Source organism: Hoylesella pleuritidis (assembly GCF_963541955.1).
Classification (GTDB): domain Bacteria; phylum Bacteroidota; class Bacteroidia; order Bacteroidales; family Bacteroidaceae; genus Prevotella; species Prevotella pleuritidis.
This window is the reverse complement of the sequence record NZ_CAUTUT010000001.1, coordinates 86544-109519: the sequence shown is the minus strand read 5'-3', so window position 1 is coordinate 109519 and position 22976 is coordinate 86544. Positions and strand designations below refer to the sequence as shown.

Sequence of the window (22976 nt, the reverse complement as noted above, 5' to 3'; positions counted from 1 at the left end):
ATTGCCAGAATACAAAAACAATATGAGTAAGATGAAAGGTGCCATCGTGGTAGATACGGATCGGTGCAAGGGGTGCTCCCTCTGCATAGAAGCCTGTCCGATGAGTGTTATCATTTTGGCACAGAAAAGAGTGAATGTCCACGGCTATCCTTACGTGGAAGCGGCGAGACCCGATGAGTGCACGGGATGTGCATCGTGTGGAATCGTTTGTCCGGACGGATGTATCACCGTATATCGAATGAAGAAAGAGGATTGAGGAAACATTATGGCTGAACAGGAAATAACATTGATGAAGGGTAACGAAGCGATAGCCAATGCTGCCATTCGTTGTGGCGTAGACGGATATTTCGGCTATCCGATCACGCCGCAGAGCGAGATTATTGAGACATTAGCACTGCTCAAACCGTGGGAAACCACGGGTATGGCGGTCGTGCAGGCCGAGAGCGAGGTGGCTTCTATTAATATGCTATATGGTGGTGGCGGTGCAGGCAAGCGAGTGATGACTTCATCTTCCAGTCCTGGTGTTGCACTGATGCAGGAAGGTATTGCGTATATGGCAGGCGCAGAGGTGCCGGGTGTCATTGTCAATGTGCAGCGCGGGGGACCCGGCTTGGGAACGATTCAACCCTCGCAGAGCGATTATTTCCAAGCCACGAGGGGCGGCGGAAACGGCGATTATAATGTTATCGTGCTGGCTCCGGCATCTGTACAAGAAATGGCCGACTTCGTGGATCTGGCTTTCGAGTTGTCTTTCAGGTATCGCAATCCGGCTATGATTCTGAGTGACGGCATTATCGGACAGATGATGGAGAAAGTGGTATTACCGCCTTTCAAGCCTCGTCGCACAGAAGAAGAAATAAAACGTGAGTGTCCTTGGGCGACATTCGGACGCACGGCAGATCGTAATCCCAACGTGATTACGTCGCTCGAATTGAAACCCGAAACGATGGAGGCGCGCAATCTTCATCTTCAAGAGAAATACAACGAGATTAAAGAGCGTGAGGTGAGATATGAAACCTTGCAGACAGACGATGCCGATTATCTGATTGTCTCGTTCGGAAGTGCAGCCCGTATTGCTGAGAAAGCGCTCGAAATAGCTCGTAGTACGGGCGTAAGAGTTGGTCTGTTTCGACCCATTACACTGTGGCCGTTTCCTTCTAAACAGATCGCTGCAATGGCAAAAGGCAAAAAAGGCGTTTTAGTTGTGGAGATCAATGCCGGTCAGATGGTGCAAGACGTGCGACTGGCTGTAAACGGAGCTGTACCCGTAGAATATTTTGGTCGTTTAGGAGGTATCGTGCCAGAACCTGATGAGATAGTACAAGTATTGAAAGAGAAATTCTAAATGGAGAATCAGATCATTGCACCCGAACATCTCGTTTATCAGAAACCGGTGTTGATGAACGATACGGCGATGCACTATTGTCCTGGATGCTCGCACGGAGTAGTGCATAAGTTGGTGGCGGAGGTCATCGCAGAGATGCAGATGGAAGATAAGTCAGTGGGCGTTTGCCCCGTTGGATGTGCCGTGTTTGCTTATCGTTATCTTGATATCGATTGGCAGGAGGCAGCCCACGGACGTGCGCCGGCTGTGGCTTCGGCCATCAAACATCTGTGGCCCGATCGCTTGGTGTTCACGTATCAAGGCGATGGCGATTTGGCCTGTATTGGTACTTGCGAAACCATTCACGCGCTCAATCGTGGCGATAATATCGTGATTATTTTTATCAACAATGCCATTTACGGTATGACGGGTGGACAGATGGCTCCCACTACACTTGTAGGACAGAAGACGGCGACGTGTCCTTACGGTCGCGATCCCGAACTCCACGGCTATCCGTTGAATATCACTGATTTGGCATCACGTCTTTCCGGCACGTGTTATGTCACTCGGCAGAGCGTCGAAACAGTGTCGTCTATCCTCAAAGCCAAACGTGCCATTCGTAAGGCTTTTGACGCATCAATGGCCGGAAAAGGTTCATCCTTGGTCGAAATTGTATCGACCTGTAACAGCGGGTGGAAGATGACGCCTGTCGAGGCGAACAAATGGATGGAAGAAAAGATGTTTGAAGCCTATCCGAAAGGTGACTTCAAGGACACGACGAAATGAGTGAAGAAAGATGAAGAAAGAAATTATCATATCGGGTTTCGGTGGTCAGGGGGTGCTCTCGATGGGCAAGATTCTGGCTTATTCGGGACTGATGGAGGGTAAGGAAGTAACGTGGATGCCGGCTTATGGCCCAGAACAACGCGGCGGAACGGCCAATGTGACGGTTATCATTAGCGACGATCGAATTTCTTCGCCCATTCTCAGCCACTATGATGTGGCCATAGTTCTCAACCAACCGTCATTGGATAAGTTTGCACCCAAGGTCAAGCCAGGCGGTATTTTGATTTATGACGGATATGGAATAATGACTCCGCCTGTCCGCAAAGACATTATGATTTATCGTATTGATGCGATGGATAAGGCTGCCGAGATGCACAATGCCAAGGTCTTTAATATGATTGTTTTAGGCGGACTACTCAAAGTTTGTTCTATCGTGAGTACCAATGGTTTGAACAAGGCGCTTTATAAAACGCTCCCCGAGCGCCATCACAGTCTCATTCCGCTGAATATGCAGGCTGTGGAAGAAGGAATAAAAATTATTAAACAAGATTAATAACTTGATTTTTATAACTCTCTAATTTGGAAGGCTGGCTGCAGAGATTGCACCCGGCTTTTTTTTGTAGTTGAGGGTTGAAAGTGGGGAATGATATATTAGCGTAAGTTTCGAGAAGAACCCTCTTCTGATTGCTGTCGGAACTACAACGGAGTTACGGCAATCGTAGCAACGGAGTTACGACAAGCGCCGTAACGGAGTATCGACAAATACAGCTGTTCCGCTGCTGTGAATGCGGGTGCTGTGATGTTTGAAGCGCCGATGGCCTATGCATTGATAATTCGTCGGACTTATGTTACGTTATGAATTCCCAACTCTTAACTAAATCCGAATCACTTCGATGCCTCCATAGGGCGTGAGATGCTCGAAAGCGTGGTCAGAGGAGAACAGACCGCCGTAGATTCCCGCACAGATGAGTACGCCACCGTGAGCAAAAATGGCGGAGCGATGGTACGGACGACTTTTCAATTCGTCGAGAAAAGCTGCCACGCGGGCGTATAAGATCGGAAAACTCTCACCGTTGGTCGCCGCAAGATGCATATAGTCGTTATACCATTGTTGCAGGTTTCCATCCTCGATTTCATCATATCGTTGCATCTCCCAGTCACCCATATACATCTCTTTGAGTCTGTCATCGACTTCGGGGTGGGTATACCCGCAGAAAGTAGCCAACTTGCGGGCACGCGTCAAGGGCGAAGAAAAGACAGCTTCGAAAGGTGTATAGGCAGCGAGTTGTGCCTTGGTTTCGGCGGCTTCATGCTCAAAAGTTTCAGCTACGGGCACGTCTGACCATCCGTAACACGTGCCTTTGGGTACGTCGACGCTGGTATGTCTGATGAGAACTACTTCCATTGTATATATCGTTTAAAATAAAAGATTCGGTAGAATTTTCCCGTTTGTCTGTGCAAGGATGTTGAGATAAAAGCTCAGTTCGATCAACAGAAACAGGGCGCCGCAACAATCGCCGGTATATCCGCGTAGTCGCCGCCCAATAAGCAGGTAGAAAATATACATCACGATGCACGGAACGAACACTACGAGTTCCCATCTCAGTGCGTCGCCGATGAAATAAAACAGCGGTACGATCGGCAACAGCCCTTGCACGGCCAGACCTATTCCTGCGCGGATATTGATAGGTCGGTAGATGATTTCCGATTTCGCGTCTTCTTCGTGGCGTGCATAGGGCATCATTATCACGATTTGTCCGGCGACCATTTTTGAGAATGGGTCGGCTGCCAAGATAGCGATTGCAGCAACAAAGGGAGGCATCGAGATGAGTGCAGCGGCCAACAGCGCTTCATAGACGACCAATCCTAAAACGCCGTAAGTGCCGATGTGCGAGTCTTTCATAATGTCAAGAATGCGTTGTCGGTCGGTCCCGCCTCCGCCGAAGCCGTCGATAAAGTCGCCCAGGCCGTCTTCGTGTAGCGCGCCTGTGAGGAGAAGACGAACCGAAAGAGCCAGAATCACGCTGACAGAATAAGGAAACAGCAATGTTCCGAAGTACAAAGTCGTAGCCGTGCAGATTGCTGTAAGCCAACCAGTGAGCGGCCAGTATTCTACCACCGACCTGTAACAGTCTTTTGGCGGCTGATGAATTCGCCACCAAGGCAGGCGTGTGAAGAAGATCAGTGCGGCCCAAGGACGGTCGTACCATTTAAAAGTATTTATCGATTTTCGCATCTTGGAAGTTGTTCATTTCGTTCATCATCCGCACAGCACTGTCTATAATGGGATAAGCGCAGAGTGCGCCCGTTCCCTCGCCGAGCCTGAGTCCTAAGTGGAGCAGGGGCTGTGCATTCATCAATTGTAGCAGTCGGCGATGCCCGCTCTCGTCTCCGCAATGTCCGAAAACGGCATAATCGAGCACCTGCGGGTAAAGTTTGGAAGCAGCGAGAATGCAGGCCGACATAATGAATCCGTCGATTATAATAAGAATTCCGAGTTCGGCCGCACGCAGCATAGCCCCGATGGCGCCCACCATCTCGAATCCGCCGAAGTGTCGGATAATCTCTTCTGCCGTTTCACAATGTGCTGATGCCATTGCGCGTTGTAGAACATCGTGTTTGTGGCAGACGCCGGCTCCGTCGAGTCCTGCCCCGGCTCCGATACATTCTGCCAGCGGAATATCACCGAAAATACTTGTCCAGATGCTCGAAGGCGAAGTATTTCCAACGCCCATTTCACCAATGCAGAGAATGTTGCAACCCTTGTTTCGACAGTCGTCCACGAGCGATGCACCCGTATCGATAGCCTGTTTGAATTGTGCCGGAGTCATTGCCGGCCCGTAAATGAAATTCCGCGTGCCTCGTGCTATCTTGCGATTGAGAATCGCGGGATAGACCGTGAGATCGTAATCCACGCCCATATCTATGAGCATCAGTTCAAATCCGTGCTGTCGGCAAAACATATTCACACCGCCGCCATCGCGTGTGAAGTTCACCATCTGCTGCCAAGTAACGGCACGAGGCGACACGCTCACACCCTCGTCCGTAATTCCGTGGTCACCGGCCAACAGCAGATGATGTGGCCGATGCAGTGCGGGTGACAACGTATGTTGTACCAAACAAATCTGCATCGCCAACTCTTCGAGTACGCCTAATGATCCTCGTGGTTTATTAAGATTATCTATTTTGTCTTGAATGGCGGTCCGCAGAGAGTGATCGGGGCGTTGTATATTAAATTTTCTCATCTTTTCTGTCGGAATCTTTGATTGTTACAGGGATGCCCGACACCATCAGAATCACTTTATCGGCACGCTGGGCGACATATTGGTTCATCCATCCTTCCATATCGGTAAATCGGCGTTGTACGGCGTTTGTGCTTACGCCGCCGCTTCCGATCTCGTTGGTAATGAAGATGAACGTGGTTTCCTGCGCCGTCAATTGGTCGAACTCGGCTTTGATTTCGCGTAAGGCAGCATTTATATCGGGCAGTTCTCTGTCTGTTTCTAACCTGTCATAAAAGAAATTCGTGCACCAAAGCGTGATGCAGTCAACTACCACCACCTTATTATATAGGTCGTATTGGCTCAGATATTTCTCCTCTTCAAGGTTGGTCCAGCAATCGCCCCGTCGTTCTCGGTGGCATCTGACGCGCTCGCGAAACTCATCGTCCCCAATGTGGGCAGTGGCCAGATACACGGGGCGAGGCGATAGGCGGAGTGCCAATTGCTCTGCATACGCACTCTTTCCCGAGCGTTGTCCGCCTGTAATGAGGATGATATGTTTCATTTTGCGAAGATAATAAAAAGTCGATAAAGCCTGCTTTTCGGCTTTTGATTTTTTAGTTTTCGCTGATATAAAAAATACTTTTATTGTTAAAAATACTGGTAAATATGTTTTAAAACATACTTTTCGAGAGTTTTTGTTTGGCTGTTCCAAGATTATTTTATTACTTTGCAGCCGTCAAGAATCATTGATAGGAATATTTTATTGATATAATAATTAATTTTGAGAGAATGAGAAAAGTATTTTTAATGTTTGCTGCTGCATTGTTGGCAACATCTGTTTCTGCTCAGACTGTGAAAGAAAGTAAGACTTTCGACAATTTCTACATCGGTATCAACGGTGGTTTGTCCACTAAAGCTACCGGTCATAGGTGGATGGGCGACTTGAATCCGAATGTTGGATTGCGCATCGGTCGTTACTTTACGCCTGTTTTCGGCTTGGCTGTTGAGAGCAATGCTTATTTCTCTAACAAGCCTTATCGCTCGACAGGTACGGCTGTTCGTTTCCTGAACACTTCTTTGTTGGGTACCGTTAATCTTAGCAACTGGTTTGGCGGATATCAAAGTGAACCTCGTGCGTTTGAAGTTATTGCCCTCGCTGGTTTCGGTTGGGGACACGCTTTCGGTAATCGTGGTTTCAACTACGCTTATCGTGAGTATGACAATATGGGCCGTCTTGTTTCTATTGGTAAGAAAGGCGATAATCTGACTTCTAAAATCGCACTGGATTTTGCTTTCAATCTCGGTGAGGCTAAGGCTTGGCAGGTTTACATCGAGCCTGCATTTATCTGGGGGTTGAACGATGCTGTAGCCGACGATGCCATTGCATTTGGTCATTCTAAGGTGGCTTACAACATCAATCACGGTTATGCACAACTCAATGCCGGCATTGTCTACAAGTTCGGAAACAGTAACGGTACGCACAACTTTGTCTATGCAGAAGGACGTGATCAGGCAGAAATCGACGGTCTCAATGCTAAGATTAATAAGCTTCGTAGCAATTTGAATGACAAAGACGCGCAATTGGCAGCCAAAGATCGGAAGATTGGCGACTTGCAGGATGCACTCGATGCTTGCAACAAGAAACCTAAATACGTAAAGCCTGCAACAGCTACCAATTTGCAGCCTACCGTTATTTTCCGTCAGGGCAAGAGTGTGATCGACCCCGCACAGTATGCACCCATTGAGATGATTGCTCAGTATATGCGTAAGCATAGGGGTGCTAAGATTGAGATTCGCGGCTATGCTTCGCCCGAAGGTAGCAAGGAAATCAACCAGAAATTGTCTGAGGATCGTGCCGAGGCAGTGAAGATGGCGCTCATCAAGAAGTACAAAATTTCCGGCAGTCGTCTGACAATCAAGGGTATGGGTGCTACCGACAAACTCTTCGAGGAGGTAGAATTCAATCGTGTTGCCACATTCAACGACGGTTCGAAAACCGACAATTAAATTATCTTTGAGGATAATTCCCGATCCCGACACTCACTACGAGTGTCGGGATTTTTGTTTCTTGGGAACGTTCTCATTATCAGGCTCGGCTTACTTCATTCGTAATGCTCTTCCGAACTATAATGAATGATGGCAGACACTGTTGTTTTTTATGATGTGGGATTGTCCGATGGTGCGCTTATTTCATATACCTAATAGATTAGGTTAACTTTAAAGACGGTGATAGTAGTACTTATGATTCCTTTCAAAAAGCCACTCATTCTGCTGATTTTTCCGTTTTCGGATGTCGAACGGTCGAATTTTTGTCGAATGAATTGTTCTTGATAAAGATAAGGAAAATCAATCAATTGTAAAGCAGACTTATAGAAATTTATTTGTTTTGATATGTTGTTGATTTACAATAAATTATCGATAGGCCTGCGAAAAGCCGTTAATTGCACTGCGAAAGACCGTTAAACGCTGTGCATCTAACGGTTAAACGCGAGCTGTTTAACGGTTTTTCGCAAAGGTATCTGTAATAAATTCCTAATTCGTTGAGTCTCTGATATTTATAAAAGGAGGGTCCGCAGAACGACGAATGCAGTATTTCGGTATATCAGTTCACTTGAAATTTAAGAAAATATGGATATACATTAATCGTCAATTAGTTGTACAAAAGAGAAAAGAATATTTGTAGTTATTTTTCAAAAGTTATCCATTTGCAATTCGTAAATGATTGATTGTCATAATGTTGACATTATTTAACGCGATGAAAGTTGTCCAAAATATTTGCCGTATCAATAAAAATGTTATCTTTGCAGACACAATCGAGTTGACGATTCGTTCAAGAATAAAACATATTCAACATATAATTATCAATCAATAATGATACAAACAGTAGTCAAACGCGACGGTCGAATTGTGGGGTTCAATGAAGAGAAGATTGTAACCGCTATCCGTAAGGCGATGCTTCACACCGATAAAGGTGAGGACATTCATCTTATTCAACAGATCACAGACCACGTCAGCTTTCACGGCAAACCGCAAATGACGGTGGAAAACATTCAGAATGCCGTAGAAATCGAGCTGATGAAGAGTAAGCGGAAAGATGTAGCCAAGGCCTATATTGCTTATCGCAACCAGCGAAGTATTGCCCGAAAGGCGAAGACAAGAGATATGTTCTTGGAGATTATCAATGTAAAATCTAATGACATTACACGTGAAAACGCCAATATGAATGCGGATACGCCGGCAGGAATGATGATGAAGTTTGCCAGCGAAACCACTAAACCGTTTGTCGACGACTATCTGTTGAGTGAGGAAAGTCGTGAAGCTGTGAAGAACAATTACTTGCATATTCACGACAAAGACTACTATCCCACCAAATCGCTTACTTGCTGTCAGCACCCACTCGACAATATTCTGAATCACGGTTTCACGGCCGGTCACGGCTCATCGCGCCCCGCCAAGCGAATAGAAACAGCCAGTGTGTTGGCTTGTATATCGTTGGAGACGGCGCAAAACGAGATGCACGGCGGTCAGGCTATCCCCGCTTTCGATTTCTATTTGGCGCCTTACGTGCGCTTATCGTTCATTGAAGAGGTGAAAGCTTTGGAAGATTTGAATGGCGAAAACTATGCACATCTATATAATAAGGTGTTTGATGATTATCTGCCGAAGCCGCTCGACAGTCTTAAAGGAGAAACACGTGTGGTGCAACACGCCATCAACAAAACTGTAGCTCGCGTGCATCAAGCGATGGAAGCGTTTATACATAATATGAATACGATACACTCTCGCGGTGGCAATCAGGTGGTTTTCTCATCTGTGAATTATGGAACCGACACCTCAGCAGAGGGGCGTTGCGTGATGAGAGAGCTTTTGAAGAGTACCTATAACGGGGTTGGTAACGGCGAAACGGCCATCTTCCCCATTCAAATTTGGAAAAAGAAGCGCGGCGTAAACTATCTGCCCGACGACCGAAATTACGATCTTTATGAGTTTGCTTGCCAAGTAACGGCACGCCGTTTCTTCCCCAATTTTCTCAATCTTGATGCCACTTTTAACCAGAGTGATGACTGGTGTGTCGACGATCCGAAGCGTTATCTGCACGAAGTAGCTACAATGGGATGCCGAACACGTGTTTTTGAGAATCGATTCGGGCCCAAGACATCGGTGGGTCGCGGTAATCTGTCGTTCTCAACGATTAATATCGTGCGCTTAGCAATCGAATGTATGGATGTCAAAAATAAGGAAGAACGTATCAACAAGTTCTTTGCTAAGCTTGATTATATGCTCGATGTCACAGCCAATCAGCTCAATGAACGCTATGATTTTCAGAAAACCGCCTATGCAAAGCAGTTCCCCCTTTTGATGCGTAGCTTGTGGTTGGGGGCCGATAAGCTCAATCCCGACGACACAATAGAGTCGATCATCAATCAGGGAACATTGGGAATAGGCTTCATCGGACTTGCAGAGTGTCTCAAAGCACTTATCGGTCAGCATCACGGTGAGAGTGGAGAGGCTCAGGAATTGGGGCTGAAGATTGTATCGTATATGCGCAATCGCGTGAACGAATACTCGGAGAAGTTCCACCATAATTACAGTCTTCTGGCCACACCGGCCGAAGGACTGTCGGGGAAATTTACCAAAATAGACCGCAAAGCATTCGGAATCATCGAAGGAGTAACCGATCGCGACTATTACACGAACTCTAATCACGTGCCCGTTTACTATAAATGCAGTGCGCGACATAAGGCCGAAATCGAGGCACCTTATCACGAAATGACGCGCGGCGGACACATTTTCTATGTGGAAATAGACGGTGATGCCACTCACAATCCGCAAGTAATAATGAACGTTGTGGATATGATGGACCACTATAATATGGGCTATGGCAGCGTGAATCATAACCGAAATCGCTGTATGGAATGCGGATATGAGAATGCGGATGCCCATCTTGAAGAGTGTCCTAAGTGTCACAGCCATCATATCGACAGGCTGCAACGCATTACAGGTTACCTTGTCGGCACAACGGATAGATGGAACAGCGGTAAGCTCGCGGAGTTAAACGACCGCGTAACACATATCGAAGGACGGGAGAATAACGAATGATTTCTGTGCTCGACATTGTAGAAGACACAATGGTCGATGGTCCGGGGTTCCGCACATCGGTGTATTGTGCAGGCTGTCCGAATGCTTGTCCGGGCTGCCATAACCCGCAGTCGTGGGACATTCGCAACGGAACGATGATGTCGACAGCTGATATTATGCGCGTAATTACGGCCGATCCGTTTGCCAATGTCACCTTCAGCGGCGGCGACCCGATGTTTCAAGCTGAAGGGTTTACCGAACTTGCGCGGGCTATTCGCCGCGAAACGCACAAGACAATATGGTGTTTCACGGGCTTCACATTCGAGTATCTCGTACGTCAAAAGACTCAACGAGCACTTTTAGAACTGTTGGATGTCTTGGTAGACGGTCCTTTTATCAAGTCACTTCGTGACGAATCGCTCGTTTTCCGAGGTAGTTCCAACCAACGATTGATCGATGTTCAGGCATCGTTGAGAGGTGGAAAGGTCATCCATTTATCCCCGACGCGTCTTCAAGGAGAAGGAAGTTATCTCCGCACGACGGCTTAATGATTGAATAAGTACAGTCAAATCGCCCTTTCTTTCATTTGAAAGAAAGGGCGATTCTGTATATTAGCTACGAGACATTTTTCCCCTTTGGGGAGCTTGACAGAGGTTTCAGGCAATGATGTCATTGCCCAACTTCTTAGCCAATGCATTGCGAATCTGCTGCATATTCTTGTATTCCGCCATCAAAGTCATCATCTCTTCGGGTCGATCGGTTGCTTGGGCAATCTTATTTTGCAACTCTTTGAGATGTCGTTCTATGTAATCCATCCTGAAATCGAGAATCAGATGCAGCGTTTGTTGGCGTAAAGTCTCCATTGCATTGATTCGAGCGATACGTAGATCTTCTTCTGCCTGCGGCCCGTCAGGTACTTTTTGGGGCAGAATCAACTGGTATTTATCAACGCTGATGTCCGTAGCAAAGCGACTGATTGTAATATCCGCGTGATGAATGAAGTAAGTTTCGGCCTTGAAATCGGCATCGGAGTTGTGCTCGACAGCTTCGGTCAAGATACGGTTGAACATTTCGTTGCGGAACGAAAGATTATCGGCTGTGAGATTATACTGCACATATTGTGCTACGGAAAGATTGCAAATCTGCCCCGATTCGTCTTCAACATTCTCGAAGATAGTCTTTTCCCCGTGCCGAATCACCAGCTGGATAAGCATTGTTTCTACCTCGCTGGTCTGTTGGCTGACCGTAGTCGGTATCGTCTGAACAGGCGACGCGGCCGCCGATTGGGCACGTTCTTCTTCTCGACGAGCTTCTCGTGCCTGCTGTTCGCGTCTCTCAATGATGCGCTTATTCATCTCATTGATGAGCGTAGCCTCGTTTATTCCGAGACGTTGAACGCATTCGTGAAGATACGTGTCACGTAGAATCTGATCGGGAATGACCGAAATACTTGTGACGATTGAGCCGATTGCTTCCGACCGCTTGACGGGATCGGTCACCCCATCGAGCATTAATCCGATTTTAAACTGGATAAAATCGGTTTGGTGTTCATCGATATACGCGCGGAAATCAGCCGCTGTATGCTTGCGTGCAAAGCTGTCTGGATCGTCGCCGTCGGGCAAAAGCAGCACCTTGATATTCATTCCTTCGGCCAGTAACATATCCGTTCCGCGTAGTGCTGCGTGAATTCCGGCAGCATCACCATCATACAACAGCGTGATATTCGACGTGAAACGGTGGAGCGTGTGAATTTGATGTACGCTGAGTGCAGTACCCGAATTGGCCACGACATTCTCTATTCCGCATTGGTGCATAGATATAACGTCGGTGTAACCTTCTACTAAATACACGCGATTTTCCTTTGCAACGGCCTTCTTTGCTTGAAAGATGCCATACAACTCGTGGTCCTTGTGATAGATTTCAGATTCTGGTGAGTTGACGTATTTTTGGTTAACGCCTTTCGTCCGGGCATCGAGCAGTCGGCCGCCGAAGCCTACTACCTTGCCGTTTACACCAATCCAGGGAAATATTACGCGCCCGGCGTAACGATCAATAAGGTCACCTTGCTCGGTCTTATAGCAAATGCCGGTTTTCAAAAGAAACTCTTCACGATAACCTTTACTGATTGCCGTGCGGGCTAAAGCAGCCCGATCGGTAAGGTCGTAGCCTAATTGAAACTTCTGAATAATATCGTCTCTGAAGCCGCGCGACCGAAAATAAGCCAGTCCATAAGTTGTTCCGTCAGTGCTGTTGTGTAGCAAATCCTGAAAGTATTGTGCCGCCCAGTCGTTCACGATGAACATACTCTCGCGCTCGCTCTGCTCTTGTCGCTCAGCGTCTGTCAGTTCGCGCTCGTGTATTTCGATGTGATATTTATTGGCAAGCCAGCGCAATGCCTCGGGATAAGTCATCTGTTCGTGCTCCATAATGAAGCCCACGGCATTGCCGCCACGGCCGCATCCGAAGCAGTGACACGTACCACGGGCGGGCGAGACGTAGAAAGATGGTGTCTTTTCATTATGAAACGGGCACAGCCCTTTATAATTGGCACCGCTCTTATGCAATGTAACAAACTCGCCGACAACGTCTACAATGTTGGCAGCATCTTTGATCTTCTCAGCCGTTTCTCTGTCTATCATCTTCTTATTTCTACTTTTCGCGGGTCTCCGTTTTGTGCAACGAGATAGTAAGCATAGCGAGTTAGCAAGATGTCTTCTACTTCTCTTTCTGATCCCGAGCCAAGAGATACCATTTTGCTGACGTCAGCAAAATGATCAGCCAATGAATTTCCGGCATTTCGGCACGCCTCTTTTGCTTTGTCAATCACCTTGACAAAGTTTCTCCATTGTGAATAACCCAAGAGAGAAGATAACTCTCTTGTACTCCAACACTCTACTCTCCCTACTTCTGCGGCAGCTGCTTCGAAACCGTTGTAAAGCTCTATGACAACCTCTTTTTTCATATTCTCGGTTTTAGATGATAACGAGTGCAAATATAGCGAATTATTTCGGGATACGGTACAAAAACCGATCGAAGATGCAAGGGATATTTACCTAATAACAGAATATTCGTTTGTCTGGTGTCAGTAATATAAAAAGCAGAAACAGGGCAGATGCCAGAGTCGTGGAGAAATAAATAAGATGAATTGGAATTTGGCGGTCTTCCGTAAACGTCTTATAACCAATATGTTAAATGAAAGCTATTGCCCCCTGTCGCAATTAACTGTTACTTGGCGTGCGATTAACGGTTAATCGCAGTGCGTTTAACCGTTAGTTGCAACGTGTTTAACGGCTTTCCAGAATACCTACTTTTAGGTATTGTCGGGTGGATAGATTTTCTCTACTTTTGTAACCATAATTAGTGACCAACCGACAGACAATGCAAATAATAACGATATGCAGGGAAGCGTGCCCTGAAATTTCATTCGCCGTGCGCCATCTTTCAACAAAGATGGCGCATTTCTTTTATGAACGATACCGAAATATGTTCGTTTTTAATGCGGTGTTTGCCGCTTTCGAAAAACAGTACACATACATTTGTATGAAGAAACAACGACCATTCTGTTATCGAATGCTGTTCACAGTTGTTCTTTTGTTGTGTTTTTCATTCGTTTCTCAAGCCCAAATCCGCACGATGAAAGTATGTGGTCTCGTTACTGATAAGCAGAGTCGAGAGGTACTGATAGGTGCTTCGGTCACGGTTGCAGGCACAACTGAAGGTTCCGTTACCGATGTCTCGGGACATTACCGGCTGTCGGTACCATTATCTAATAAGGTGACATTGCGGTTCAGTTATTTGGGGTATCACGACCGCGAGATAACAGTGCGCCTCTCATCTGCCGACAGTACTGTCTGCAATGTTGCCTTATCTGCCGATGCCCACACCTTAGACGAGGTGCAGATTACGGCTCGTAGTGAGGCCCGAATGCTGCGAGAGTCGGCTATGCCGGTATCGGTCATCTCGCAACGACAGCTCCAAGGCACCGCATCCAATATCAACGACGTACTCGCCCGAACCGTTGGCGTGACGGTAAGAAACACCGGTGGCATCGGGAGTTCATCTCGAATATCGGTCCGCGGACTTGAAGGCAAACGGATGGGAATGTTTATCGATGAAACGCCTATGGGTCAACTGGGCAACTTTGTGGCGCTGAACGACATCCCAACGAATATGATTGAGCGTATCGAAGTTTATAAAGGAATTGTTCCTTACAAGTTTGGCGGCTCGGCATTAGGCGGAGCTGTCAACGTGGTAACGAAAGAATATCCGCCCGTTTACCTCGATGTGTCTTATACCATCGGCTCTTTCAACTCGCATCAGCTCACTACTGTGCTCAAAAGAACAGACCATCGGTCGGGCTTGCAGTTCGGAGTGGGGGGCATACTCACATACTCCGACAACGACTATCGAATGAAATTAGAGAACCTCGGCGGACGAATCGTGCGCCGCAATCACGACAATTTCAGGAAGATGATTGGCGGAATGTCGCTCAAAGCAACCAAATGGTGGTTCGACGAACTGAAATGGGAGTTGATATTGATGCATACTCGCCAGGAGATTCAAGGCATTGATATGGATGTCCGAGAGGCTTTCAATCACTCAACAAGCCTTGTCACGAGTCTGAAACTCAAACGACAAAACTTCTTCTTGGATGGTCTCGATTTGGATATGGATGTGGCTTATATGTTAGGTAGATACGGACTGAACGACCGGGCGATGCAACGCTATGATTGGGACGGTAACAAACTGCCGCCCGTTTCACCCTTGGGAGGTGAGCAAAACAGCTATCCATCGGATGGAAAAAACCGCTCTCACGATGCGTCTGTTAAACTCAACTTAGGCTATACCATTGATATTCATCACGCACTTAACCTTAATGTCTATGCCGCCGGTACCTATCTGCATCCCAAAGACGAACTGATGGATAAGGCGTTGGGCTTTAGTGCCAATTTCCCCAGCCGTGTGCGCAACCTCACTACGGGCTTTTCATATGATCTCACACTGTTAGATGGGAAGTTTCAAAATGCTTTCACGTTGAAAGATTTCTATTATTCGTCGAACTCTAAGAGCATTTCCATTTACTCGATACGTGAACCCGATCGGGTGAAAACATCTAAAAACTACTTCGGTTTCAGCAATGCGATGCGCTATCGAATTACACCCGACTGGATGATTAAAGCCTCGTTCAACTCAGAAGTACGCATACCCACGAGCGAAGAACTGATAGGCAATGGCTATTCTATACTTCCTTCGCTTGGTTTGAAGCCCGAACGCACTACGGGAGTCAATCTCGGAGCCCTTTACCACAGGCAAAAGGCCGACGGGGGAATCGTCGAACTCGAACTCAATACATTCTATAACACCCTTCACGATATGGTTCGCTTCACACAAGATGTGATTCCTACGATGGCGCGTTATCGTAATTTCGGCAGCGTTCGCACGATGGGCGTCGAATTAGAAGCCAAAAGCGACGTCCTGCCCGTGCTTTATCTCTATGCCAATGGCACTTACCAAGACCTGCGCGACACACGAAAGTTTACCCCAGGAACCGATGTAGAGAATCCTACTAAGGGCAAACGAATACCCAATGTGCCGTATTTGCTGGCCAACTTCGGGGCCGAATATCATCAGGAAAACCTCTTCGGTGGTCGCGGACAGAACACACGTGTCCTCTTCGATGCCTCTTACGTGCATCAGTATTACTATGATTTCGAGGTGAGCAGCTATCAAGATCGCAAGATTCCTACATCATTCACAATGGATGCAGCCGTAGAGCACAGTTTCGCGAACGACCGCTGGACACTCACTTTCAGGTTAAAGAACTTGGCCGACCGCCGTGTTGTGTCGGAGTTCAATCGTCCGTTGCCCGGTCGTTCGGTTGCTTTCACAGTCAGATATTTATTCAAATAATCCATTAATAACAATTATCTATGATGAAATTCAAACATTTTCTTTTCGCCGGTGCTATGTTGACACTGGCTGCTTCGTGTGGCAATAGCGATGATCCGACACCCAATCCTACCCCCAATCCGGGTGTAACGACTTTCAAAGGCATTTTGTTCTCTACGGCGCTCACCAACCCCGAGGGTAACACAGGCCGCTGTTACTTGCAGGCTTTGCCTGAGATGACATCTGGAAGTTATGACAACAAGAATGCCATTCCAAGCGGTTTCGGTACAATGCCGATGATTATGGACAGTGGAAACATTTATGCACTGCCCGACTATATGGGTAATACGAAGGCTGAAATCGTATGTTACAACATCGATGCAGCAGGTAAACTCGTGCGCAGAGGCGTGCTCTCGATTCCCGCCGGAGCCGCTGCCTGCAACGTTGTAGAACTCAACAGCGAAAAGGCTTATGTGAGTTTTCAGAATCTTGGCACTGTGATGGTCTTCAATCCCACCACGATGACCAAGCTCAAAAATATCGATTTGAATAGTTTCAGTTTGCCCAACGCCAAGGTAGCACCTGCAAGTATGATTATTCGCGATGGTTATCTCTATGTTGGTCTGTCTCAGTTCAATGCGCAATGGATGCCTACCGAGCCTACGGTTTCTGTGGCAATGATCGACACCAAGACCGATATCTTGAAGAAACATATCGTTAACAAGACTCTCGGTTTGAGTGTTGCGACCCGCCCGATAGACCCGAACACCATCTTCAAAGATGAAAATGGTGATATATATTTCGTTTGTATGGGTGCGTTCGGCTTCCTTCCGCAATACCCTTGCGGTATAGTGCGCATTAAAAACGGTGCCGAAGAAATCGATCCCGACTACTGTATCCGTCTTGATAAGACACCTGTTGCAGGACTCTCTGTGACCAATGCTGAATACATTGCAGCCACTTGCTATGCCGGCGAGGGCAAACTCTATGCCTATCTCAATGCAAGCAAGCTGGCTCCCGACGGTGCGACGAATCCTTACTTGAGCATAACCTGTTTCCCGGCCATTATCGATCTGCGTGCCAAAACGATGCAGAAGATCGACAATATGGAGCTTTCCAATCCGCAAGGAATCGCCATCGGCAAGCACAAGAACCTCATTGTATTCGGTAGTGCCAATAAGAAAGCCAGCGGATTTTATACGTATAATCCCGTAACCAAAGAAGTGAAAGGTCCTGTTTTCACGGTGCAAGGCAATCCAGGAGCCTTCCATAGCTTTGCGGAATAAGTGAACTTACTCCCTCATTGCAGTGTCGTCTCACGCCGAGACGGCATTGCTTTGACGGGAAATAGATATCCATTACAAACAATGCAGACACAAAAGGCCGACATTCGTACACTGATTCTCTCGGTGGCTCGCGACGAATTTATCCGTCACGGAGTAAAAAACACTTCTATACGAACCATTTCTCGATTGTCGGGAGTTGCCGTAGGAAATATCTATAACTACTTTAAGAGCAAGGATGACTTGCTGAAACACGTGCTTGCTCCACTCTTACAGATCTTTGAAGATTATCTGATGCAGAACCGAAGTCAGACTTATCTCACGACTGATCTCTTTGAATACGACCGTTATTTCGACCTGATGAAAGGTCAGGTAGATGCTTTGATGAAACCCTATCGCGATGAGTTACGGCTCCTTATGACCGAAACCGCAGGCACTTCGCTGCAAAATTTTCTTGGTATTTTCACACAACGGATGAGAGAAACAGGTTTCCAATACATCCGAATAATGAAAAAGAAATATCCACATATCAATGACGACATCTCGCCTCACTTCATTCAGGTTCTTTGCAGTTTGTGGATCTCAGTGTTGAAAGAGATTGCCACAGGTTCGGATATAACCGAATCGGAAATTGATAAACTGATAGCCGACTATGTGAAGTTCGGCATCGGGGGATGGAAAAGATTATTGGAGATTTGAGCTTTGCCGTAACCCGTTTTATGAAAAGCATCTAATCATCGTGCGTTTAATGGTTAATCGCAGGGTGTTTAACCGTTAAACGGAAGGTAAAAAGCATCTAATTGAAAAGGGGATTGTATCTATTTGATTTTCAATATTATAGATGCTCGATGATCATTGAGGGAGAATCGTTTTATAGGTTCAATCTGAACGTATGGCGATATGCCTGCACACGCCAAGCCATTTTGTGCATTTTTACAGTTATTTATTTTGCTGCGACACAAAAAAGTAGTACATTTGCCACTGAAATTTCACAATAACAGTATATTAATATGAGTTTGAAGATTGTTGTACTTGCCAAACAAGTACCCGACACAAGAAGCGTCGGCAAAGATGCAATGACTGCGGAGGGAACCGTAAATCGTGCTGCTTTGCCTGCGATTTTTAATCCCGAAGACTTGAATGCACTTGAACAGGCGCTTCGTTTGAAGGAACAGCACCCGGGATCTACCGTTGGCGTGCTGACGATGGGGCCTCCGCGCGCCGGTGAAATCATTCGTCAAGGCCTTTATCGAGGCGCTGATACGGGCTGGTTGTTGACCGATCGACTTTTTGCCGGCGCTGACACGCTGGCTACGTCGTACGCTTTGGCCACGGCAATTAAGAAGATTGGCGATGTGGATATCATCATCGGAGGTCGTCAGGCCATTGATGGCGACACGGCACAAGTCGGTCCTCAGGTGGCGCAGAAGTTGGGATTGAATCAGGTTACGTATGCAGAAGAGATCTTGAAGATTGAAAACGGTGTGGCCACCATTCGTCGACATATCGATGGAGGTGTTGAAACCGTAGAGGCTCCATTGCCCGTTGTCATTACGGTTAACGGCAGCGCAGCTCCTTGCAGGCCGTGCAACGCTAAGTTGGTGATGAAATACAAACGTGCCACTTGCCCGATGGAGCGCAAGGGAGATGATGCTTATGCAAGTCTGTATGATGAGCGTCCTTATCTGACTCTCAATCAATGGAGTGTGGCCGATGTCGATGGCGATGCTGAACAATGCGGATTGAGCGGGTCGCCGACCAAGGTGAAGACCGTTCAAAACATCGTTTTCCAAGCCAAGGAGAGTCAAACGCTTACGGCCGATGATGCCGATGTGGAGGGATTGATCAAAGAATTGTTGAACGAAAAAATAATAGGGTGAGTTAGTTAGTTGATGAGTTGACTCGTTTTTAAGTTGGTTTCGGAATAGACTTAATAACTTAAAAACTCAGAAACTCAAAAAACTTAGAAACTTATAGACTCTAAACGCAAATGAATAACGTATTTGTATATTGTGAGGTTGAGGGCACGAAAGTGGCCGAAGTGTCGCAGGAGCTCCTCACCAAAGGCCGTAAACTGGCCAATCAATTAAGTGTTCAGCTTCACGCTGTGGTAGCAGGTGCCAAGCTGAAAGGTGCTGTTGAGCATCAGATTCTGCCCTATGGCGTGGACAAATTGTTTGTTTTCGATGCTGAAGGACTATTTCCTTACACGTCGGCTCCGCATACAGACGTCCTCGTTAATTTGTTTAAAGAAGAGCAACCGCAGATTTGCCTGATGGGCGCAACAGTCATCGGGCGCGATCTCGGGCCGCGTGTTTCATCGTCGTTGACCAGTGGATTGACCGCCGATTGCACCCAGTTGGAGATAGGTGACTATGAAGACAAGAAAGCCGGACGGCATTATGAGAATCTGCTTTATCAGATTCGGCCTGCGTTTGGCGGCAATATCGTGGCTACAATCGTCAATCCCGATCATCGTCCGCAGATGGCTACCGTGCGTAGTGGCGTAATGCAGCGCGAGGTTTTGGATGAAAACTACAAGGGAGAAGTGGTTTATCCCGACGTTGCGAAATATGTTCCGCAAGTTGATTACGTTGTAAAGGTGATCGATCGGCACGTAGAAGAGGCTAAGCATAACCTCAAAGGCGCACCCATTGTGGTAGCAGGCGGTTATGGTGTAGGCAGTAAAGAGGGATTCGATCAGCTCTTTCTATTGGCCAAGGAACTGCACGGCGAGGTGGGAGCAAGCCGTGCTGCCGTTGACGCTGGCTTCGTAGAGCACGATCGACAGATAGGTCAGACAGGTGTAACTGTGCATCCTAAGGTGTACATTGCTTGTGGAATATCGGGCCAGATACAGCATATCGCAGGTATGCAAGATAGTGGTATCATCATATCTATCAACAATGACCCCGACGCTCCTATCAATCAGATTGCCGATTATGTGATTGTGGGAAGCGTGGAAGAGGTAGTTCCGAAATTGATTAAGTATTATAAGAAGAATAGTAAATAAGAAGTAAGCCTCACCCCCGGCCCCTCTCCAAGGGGAGAGGGGAGTGATATGCTTTTTTAGCTGTACTTTTTATGATAGAGAAAGGAAATGACTACGAATACGCAACGGCTGCACCCGATCGCTATAATCTGCTGAAAGAGTTTGCCAAAAAGAACCGAAAGGAGATGACCCGAAGTGAAACCACACTGTGGAATGCACTAAGGAAACTTGCTTGCGGGTTCAGATTAAGACGTCAACATCCCATAGGCGACTTCATTGCAGATTTCATTTGTCTGGAAAGAAGATTGGTGATTGAGGTCGACGGAGGCTATCATAGCACGCCGGAATAGCAAAATGACGATGCGATTCGTACTGAATTTCTCGAGCATCGAGGTTTTACAGTCATTCGATTCACCAATGATGAAGTTGACAGAAACCTTCAAACCGTATTACAAAAGATAAAAGAACAATTGTTAAACATTTAAAGAAGTAGTAGTTCCCGTGTGCTTCCAACAAAGCATATCACTCCCCTCTCCCCTTGGAGAGGGGCCGGGGGTGAGGCTTATTGATAACTATGCCAAATTATTATACAGACAATCCCGAGCTGAGATTTCATCTCCGGCACCCGCTGATGCAGCGAATCGTTGAGCTTAAAGAGCGCAACTTTGAGGATAAAGACAAATATGAGGATGCGCCTGTTGACTTCGACGACGCTATCGAGAACTATAACCGACTGCTCGAAATTACCGGCGACATTGCCGCTAACGTCATCGAGCCCAATGCCGAAGCCGTAGATCAAGAGGGACCGCACCTTATTGACGGTAGGATGCACTATGCATCGAAGACATACGAGAATTTAGATGCAACCCGAAAAGCCGGACTTTGGGGTATCTCTATGCCCCGTCGGTATGGCGGACTCAATCTTCCGATTACGCCATATTCAATGGCTTCGGAGATGGTTTCATCTGCCGACGCAGGCTTTCAGAATATTTGGAGCCTGCAAGATTGCATTGAAACGCTCTACGAATTCGGTGATGAAGAGCAGAGAAAGAAGTATATACCACGCGTTTGCAGTGGAGAAACAATGTCGATGGACCTTACCGAACCCGACGCCGGTTCCGACTTGCAGCGTGTTATGCTCAAAGCCACGTACTCGGAAAAGGACAATTGTTGGCTGCTCAATGGTGTGAAGCGTTTCATTACCAATGGAGACTCTGACATACACCTCGTTCTCGCTCGTTCGGAAGAGGGCACACGAGATGGTCGCGGATTGTCGATGTTTATCTATGACAAGCGTCAAGGTGGCGTAACTGTACGTCACATAGAGAACAAATTGGGCATTCACGGATCTCCGACGTGCGAACTTGTCTATAAAAACGCCAAAGCCGAGCTATGTGGAAGTACCCGGTTAGGGCTCATCAAATATGTAATGGCGCTGATGAACGGTGCTCGTCTGGGTATCGCAGCACAGAGTGTAGGCGTCTCGCAAGCTGCTTATGCAGAGGGATTGACCTACGCTAAAGAGCGCAAACAGTTTGATACGCCTATTATCGAGATGCCGGCTGTTTATGATATGTTGTCGAGAATGAAGGCAAAAGTAGATGCCGGCCGTTCCATTTTATACCAAACAGCCCGTTATGTAGACATCTACAAGGCTCTGGATGACATTTCCCGCGAGCGCAAACTTACCCCCGAAGAGCGTGCAGAGCAAAAGAAATACACGCGATTAGCTGATGCTTTCACGCCTCTTGCGAAAGGAATGAACTCCGAATATGCCAATCAAAACGCCTACGATGCCATTCAAATTCACGGCGGTTCGGGCTTTATTATGGAGTATAAGAGCCAAAGACTCTACCGCGATGCACGTATTTTCTCCATCTACGAGGGTACAACGCAGTTGCAGGTAGTAGCTGCCATTCGTTATATCACTAACGGAACGTATCTCACGATGATGAAAGAGATGCTCGAAACAGAGGTAGCCGAGGAGCTGCATCCGCTCAAAGTGCGTGTCGAAGAGATGGTTAAGCGATATGAGCAGAGCATCAATTACGTGAAAGAAAGTGGCAGTCAGGAAGTCAATGATTTGCTTGCGCGCCGCCTTTACGATATGACCGCCGAGATCATTATGTCTCTTTTGATTCTCGATGATGCCACACGCGCGCCCGAACTTTTCGCTAAGAGTGCCAATGTTTACGTTCGTATGGCTGAAGAAAATGTTGTCGGCAAGAGCCTGTTCGTGCAGAATTTCATTGCCGAAGACATCAAGTTCTATCGACAGACAGTGAAAGAAAGTTGACAATCGGGAGTCGGGCGTTAATTCGTTTACTCCTCCTCTTTTGCCGTTCATCTACCCGCAGTGTTACCGCTTGTAACAAGCGATAATTCAGATTTATGTTAAT

19 protein-coding genes and 1 pseudogene are annotated in these 22976 nt (G+C 47.0%); 14 read left to right on the top strand and 6 right to left on the bottom strand.

Annotation, left to right across the window (positions count from 1 at the left end; genetic code table 11):
- Window positions 1-22 precede the first annotated feature (22 nt).
- From RWY97_RS00415 to RWY97_RS00400, 4 genes are read left to right on the top strand one after another with little or no spacing between them, the layout of a single operon-like run.
- The gene (locus RWY97_RS00415; protein ID WP_024991928.1) at window positions 23-256 is read left to right on the top strand and encodes a 4Fe-4S dicluster domain-containing protein; all 234 of its coding nucleotides are present in this window, start codon (window positions 23-25) and stop codon (window positions 254-256) included.
- A 9-nt stretch (window positions 257-265) separates the two neighbouring features.
- On the top strand, window positions 266-1345 hold the full coding sequence (locus tag RWY97_RS00410) for a 3-methyl-2-oxobutanoate dehydrogenase subunit VorB (protein WP_315564941.1): 1080 nt from the start codon (window positions 266-268) through the stop codon (window positions 1343-1345).
- On the top strand, window positions 1346-2110 hold the full coding sequence (locus RWY97_RS00405) for a thiamine pyrophosphate-dependent enzyme (protein WP_021583217.1): 765 nt from the start codon (window positions 1346-1348) through the stop codon (window positions 2108-2110).
- Window positions 2111-2120: 10 nt separating this feature from the next.
- Window positions 2121-2663, top strand: coding sequence for a 2-oxoacid:ferredoxin oxidoreductase subunit gamma family protein (locus RWY97_RS00400; protein WP_315564940.1), 543 nt, complete (start codon window positions 2121-2123; stop codon window positions 2661-2663).
- Between the two features lie 321 nt (window positions 2664-2984).
- Here the strand turns inward: RWY97_RS00400 and cobC are convergent, their stop codons facing one another.
- The 4 genes from cobC to RWY97_RS00380 are packed head-to-tail and all read right to left on the bottom strand — an operon-like array spanning window position 2985 to window position 5896.
- Entirely contained in the window at window positions 2985-3515 is a 531-nt protein-coding gene (gene cobC / locus RWY97_RS00395) for an alpha-ribazole phosphatase (protein WP_315564939.1), read from the bottom strand.
- 12 nt (window positions 3516-3527) lie between these two features.
- The gene (locus RWY97_RS00390) at window positions 3528-4346 is read right to left on the bottom strand and encodes an adenosylcobinamide-GDP ribazoletransferase (protein WP_315564938.1); all 819 of its coding nucleotides are present in this window, start codon (window positions 4344-4346) and stop codon (window positions 3528-3530) included.
- Window positions 4321-5355 (bottom strand): nicotinate-nucleotide--dimethylbenzimidazole phosphoribosyltransferase, encoded by a 1035-nt coding sequence (gene cobT / locus RWY97_RS00385; protein WP_315564937.1) that lies wholly within the window; start codon window positions 5353-5355, stop codon window positions 4321-4323. The genes RWY97_RS00390 and cobT overlap by 26 nt, the downstream gene beginning before the upstream one ends.
- Window positions 5342-5896 (bottom strand): bifunctional adenosylcobinamide kinase/adenosylcobinamide-phosphate guanylyltransferase, encoded by a 555-nt coding sequence (locus tag RWY97_RS00380; RefSeq protein WP_315564936.1) that lies wholly within the window; start codon window positions 5894-5896, stop codon window positions 5342-5344. The genes cobT and RWY97_RS00380 overlap by 14 nt, the downstream gene beginning before the upstream one ends.
- A 227-nt stretch (window positions 5897-6123) precedes the next feature.
- Here RWY97_RS00380 and RWY97_RS00375 point away from each other — a divergent pair, with 227 nt between their 5' ends.
- From RWY97_RS00375 to nrdG, 3 genes are all read left to right on the top strand, one after another.
- Complete coding sequence (locus RWY97_RS00375) at window positions 6124-7341, top strand: OmpA family protein (RefSeq protein ID WP_315564935.1); 1218 nt, start codon at window positions 6124-6126, stop codon at window positions 7339-7341.
- An 864-nt stretch (window positions 7342-8205) separates the two neighbouring features.
- The gene (locus RWY97_RS00370) at window positions 8206-10434 is read left to right on the top strand and encodes an anaerobic ribonucleoside triphosphate reductase (protein ID WP_315564934.1); all 2229 of its coding nucleotides are present in this window, start codon (window positions 8206-8208) and stop codon (window positions 10432-10434) included.
- Window positions 10431-10961: an anaerobic ribonucleoside-triphosphate reductase activating protein gene (gene nrdG, locus RWY97_RS00365; protein WP_311442293.1), complete on the top strand. Its 531-nt coding sequence runs from the start codon at window positions 10431-10433 to the stop codon at window positions 10959-10961. Before RWY97_RS00370 ends, nrdG begins: the two co-directional genes overlap by 4 nt.
- A gap of 108 nt (window positions 10962-11069) precedes the next feature.
- Here nrdG and dnaG read toward each other — a convergent pair whose 3' ends face one another.
- On the bottom strand, window positions 11070-13052 hold the full coding sequence (gene dnaG, locus RWY97_RS00360; protein ID WP_315564933.1) for a DNA primase: 1983 nt from the start codon (window positions 13050-13052) through the stop codon (window positions 11070-11072).
- The gene (locus tag RWY97_RS00355; protein ID WP_315564932.1) at window positions 13049-13375 is read right to left on the bottom strand and encodes a BRO family protein; all 327 of its coding nucleotides are present in this window, start codon (window positions 13373-13375) and stop codon (window positions 13049-13051) included. The genes dnaG and RWY97_RS00355 overlap by 4 nt, the downstream gene beginning before the upstream one ends.
- Window positions 13376-13953: 578 nt before the next feature.
- Here RWY97_RS00355 and RWY97_RS00350 point away from each other — a divergent pair.
- The 7 genes and pseudogenes from RWY97_RS00350 (at window position 13954) to RWY97_RS00320 (ending at window position 22873) form a co-directional block, all read left to right on the top strand.
- Window positions 13954-16323, top strand: coding sequence for a TonB-dependent receptor (locus RWY97_RS00350; protein ID WP_051559178.1), 2370 nt, complete (start codon window positions 13954-13956; stop codon window positions 16321-16323).
- 20 nt (window positions 16324-16343) lie between these two features.
- Window positions 16344-17588, top strand: a complete 1245-nt coding sequence (locus RWY97_RS00345) for a DUF4374 domain-containing protein (RefSeq protein WP_390883234.1) — start codon at window positions 16344-16346, stop codon at window positions 17586-17588.
- Window positions 17589-17669: 81 nt separating this feature from the next.
- Window positions 17670-18284 (top strand): TetR/AcrR family transcriptional regulator, encoded by a 615-nt coding sequence (locus RWY97_RS00340; RefSeq protein WP_024991919.1) that lies wholly within the window; start codon window positions 17670-17672, stop codon window positions 18282-18284.
- A gap of 311 nt (window positions 18285-18595) precedes the next feature.
- Window positions 18596-19465, top strand: coding sequence for an electron transfer flavoprotein subunit beta/FixA family protein (locus RWY97_RS00335; RefSeq protein ID WP_024991918.1), 870 nt, complete (start codon window positions 18596-18598; stop codon window positions 19463-19465).
- Between the two features lie 110 nt (window positions 19466-19575).
- Window positions 19576-20598, top strand: a complete 1023-nt coding sequence (locus tag RWY97_RS00330; protein ID WP_024991917.1) for an electron transfer flavoprotein subunit alpha/FixB family protein — start codon at window positions 19576-19578, stop codon at window positions 20596-20598.
- Window positions 20599-20669: 71 nt separating this feature from the next.
- Window positions 20670-21062, top strand: a pseudogene (locus tag RWY97_RS00325) (endonuclease domain-containing protein).
- Between the two features lie 89 nt (window positions 21063-21151).
- The gene (locus RWY97_RS00320; RefSeq protein WP_315564931.1) at window positions 21152-22873 is read left to right on the top strand and encodes an acyl-CoA dehydrogenase family protein; all 1722 of its coding nucleotides are present in this window, start codon (window positions 21152-21154) and stop codon (window positions 22871-22873) included.
- Window positions 22874-22976 lie beyond the last annotated feature (103 nt).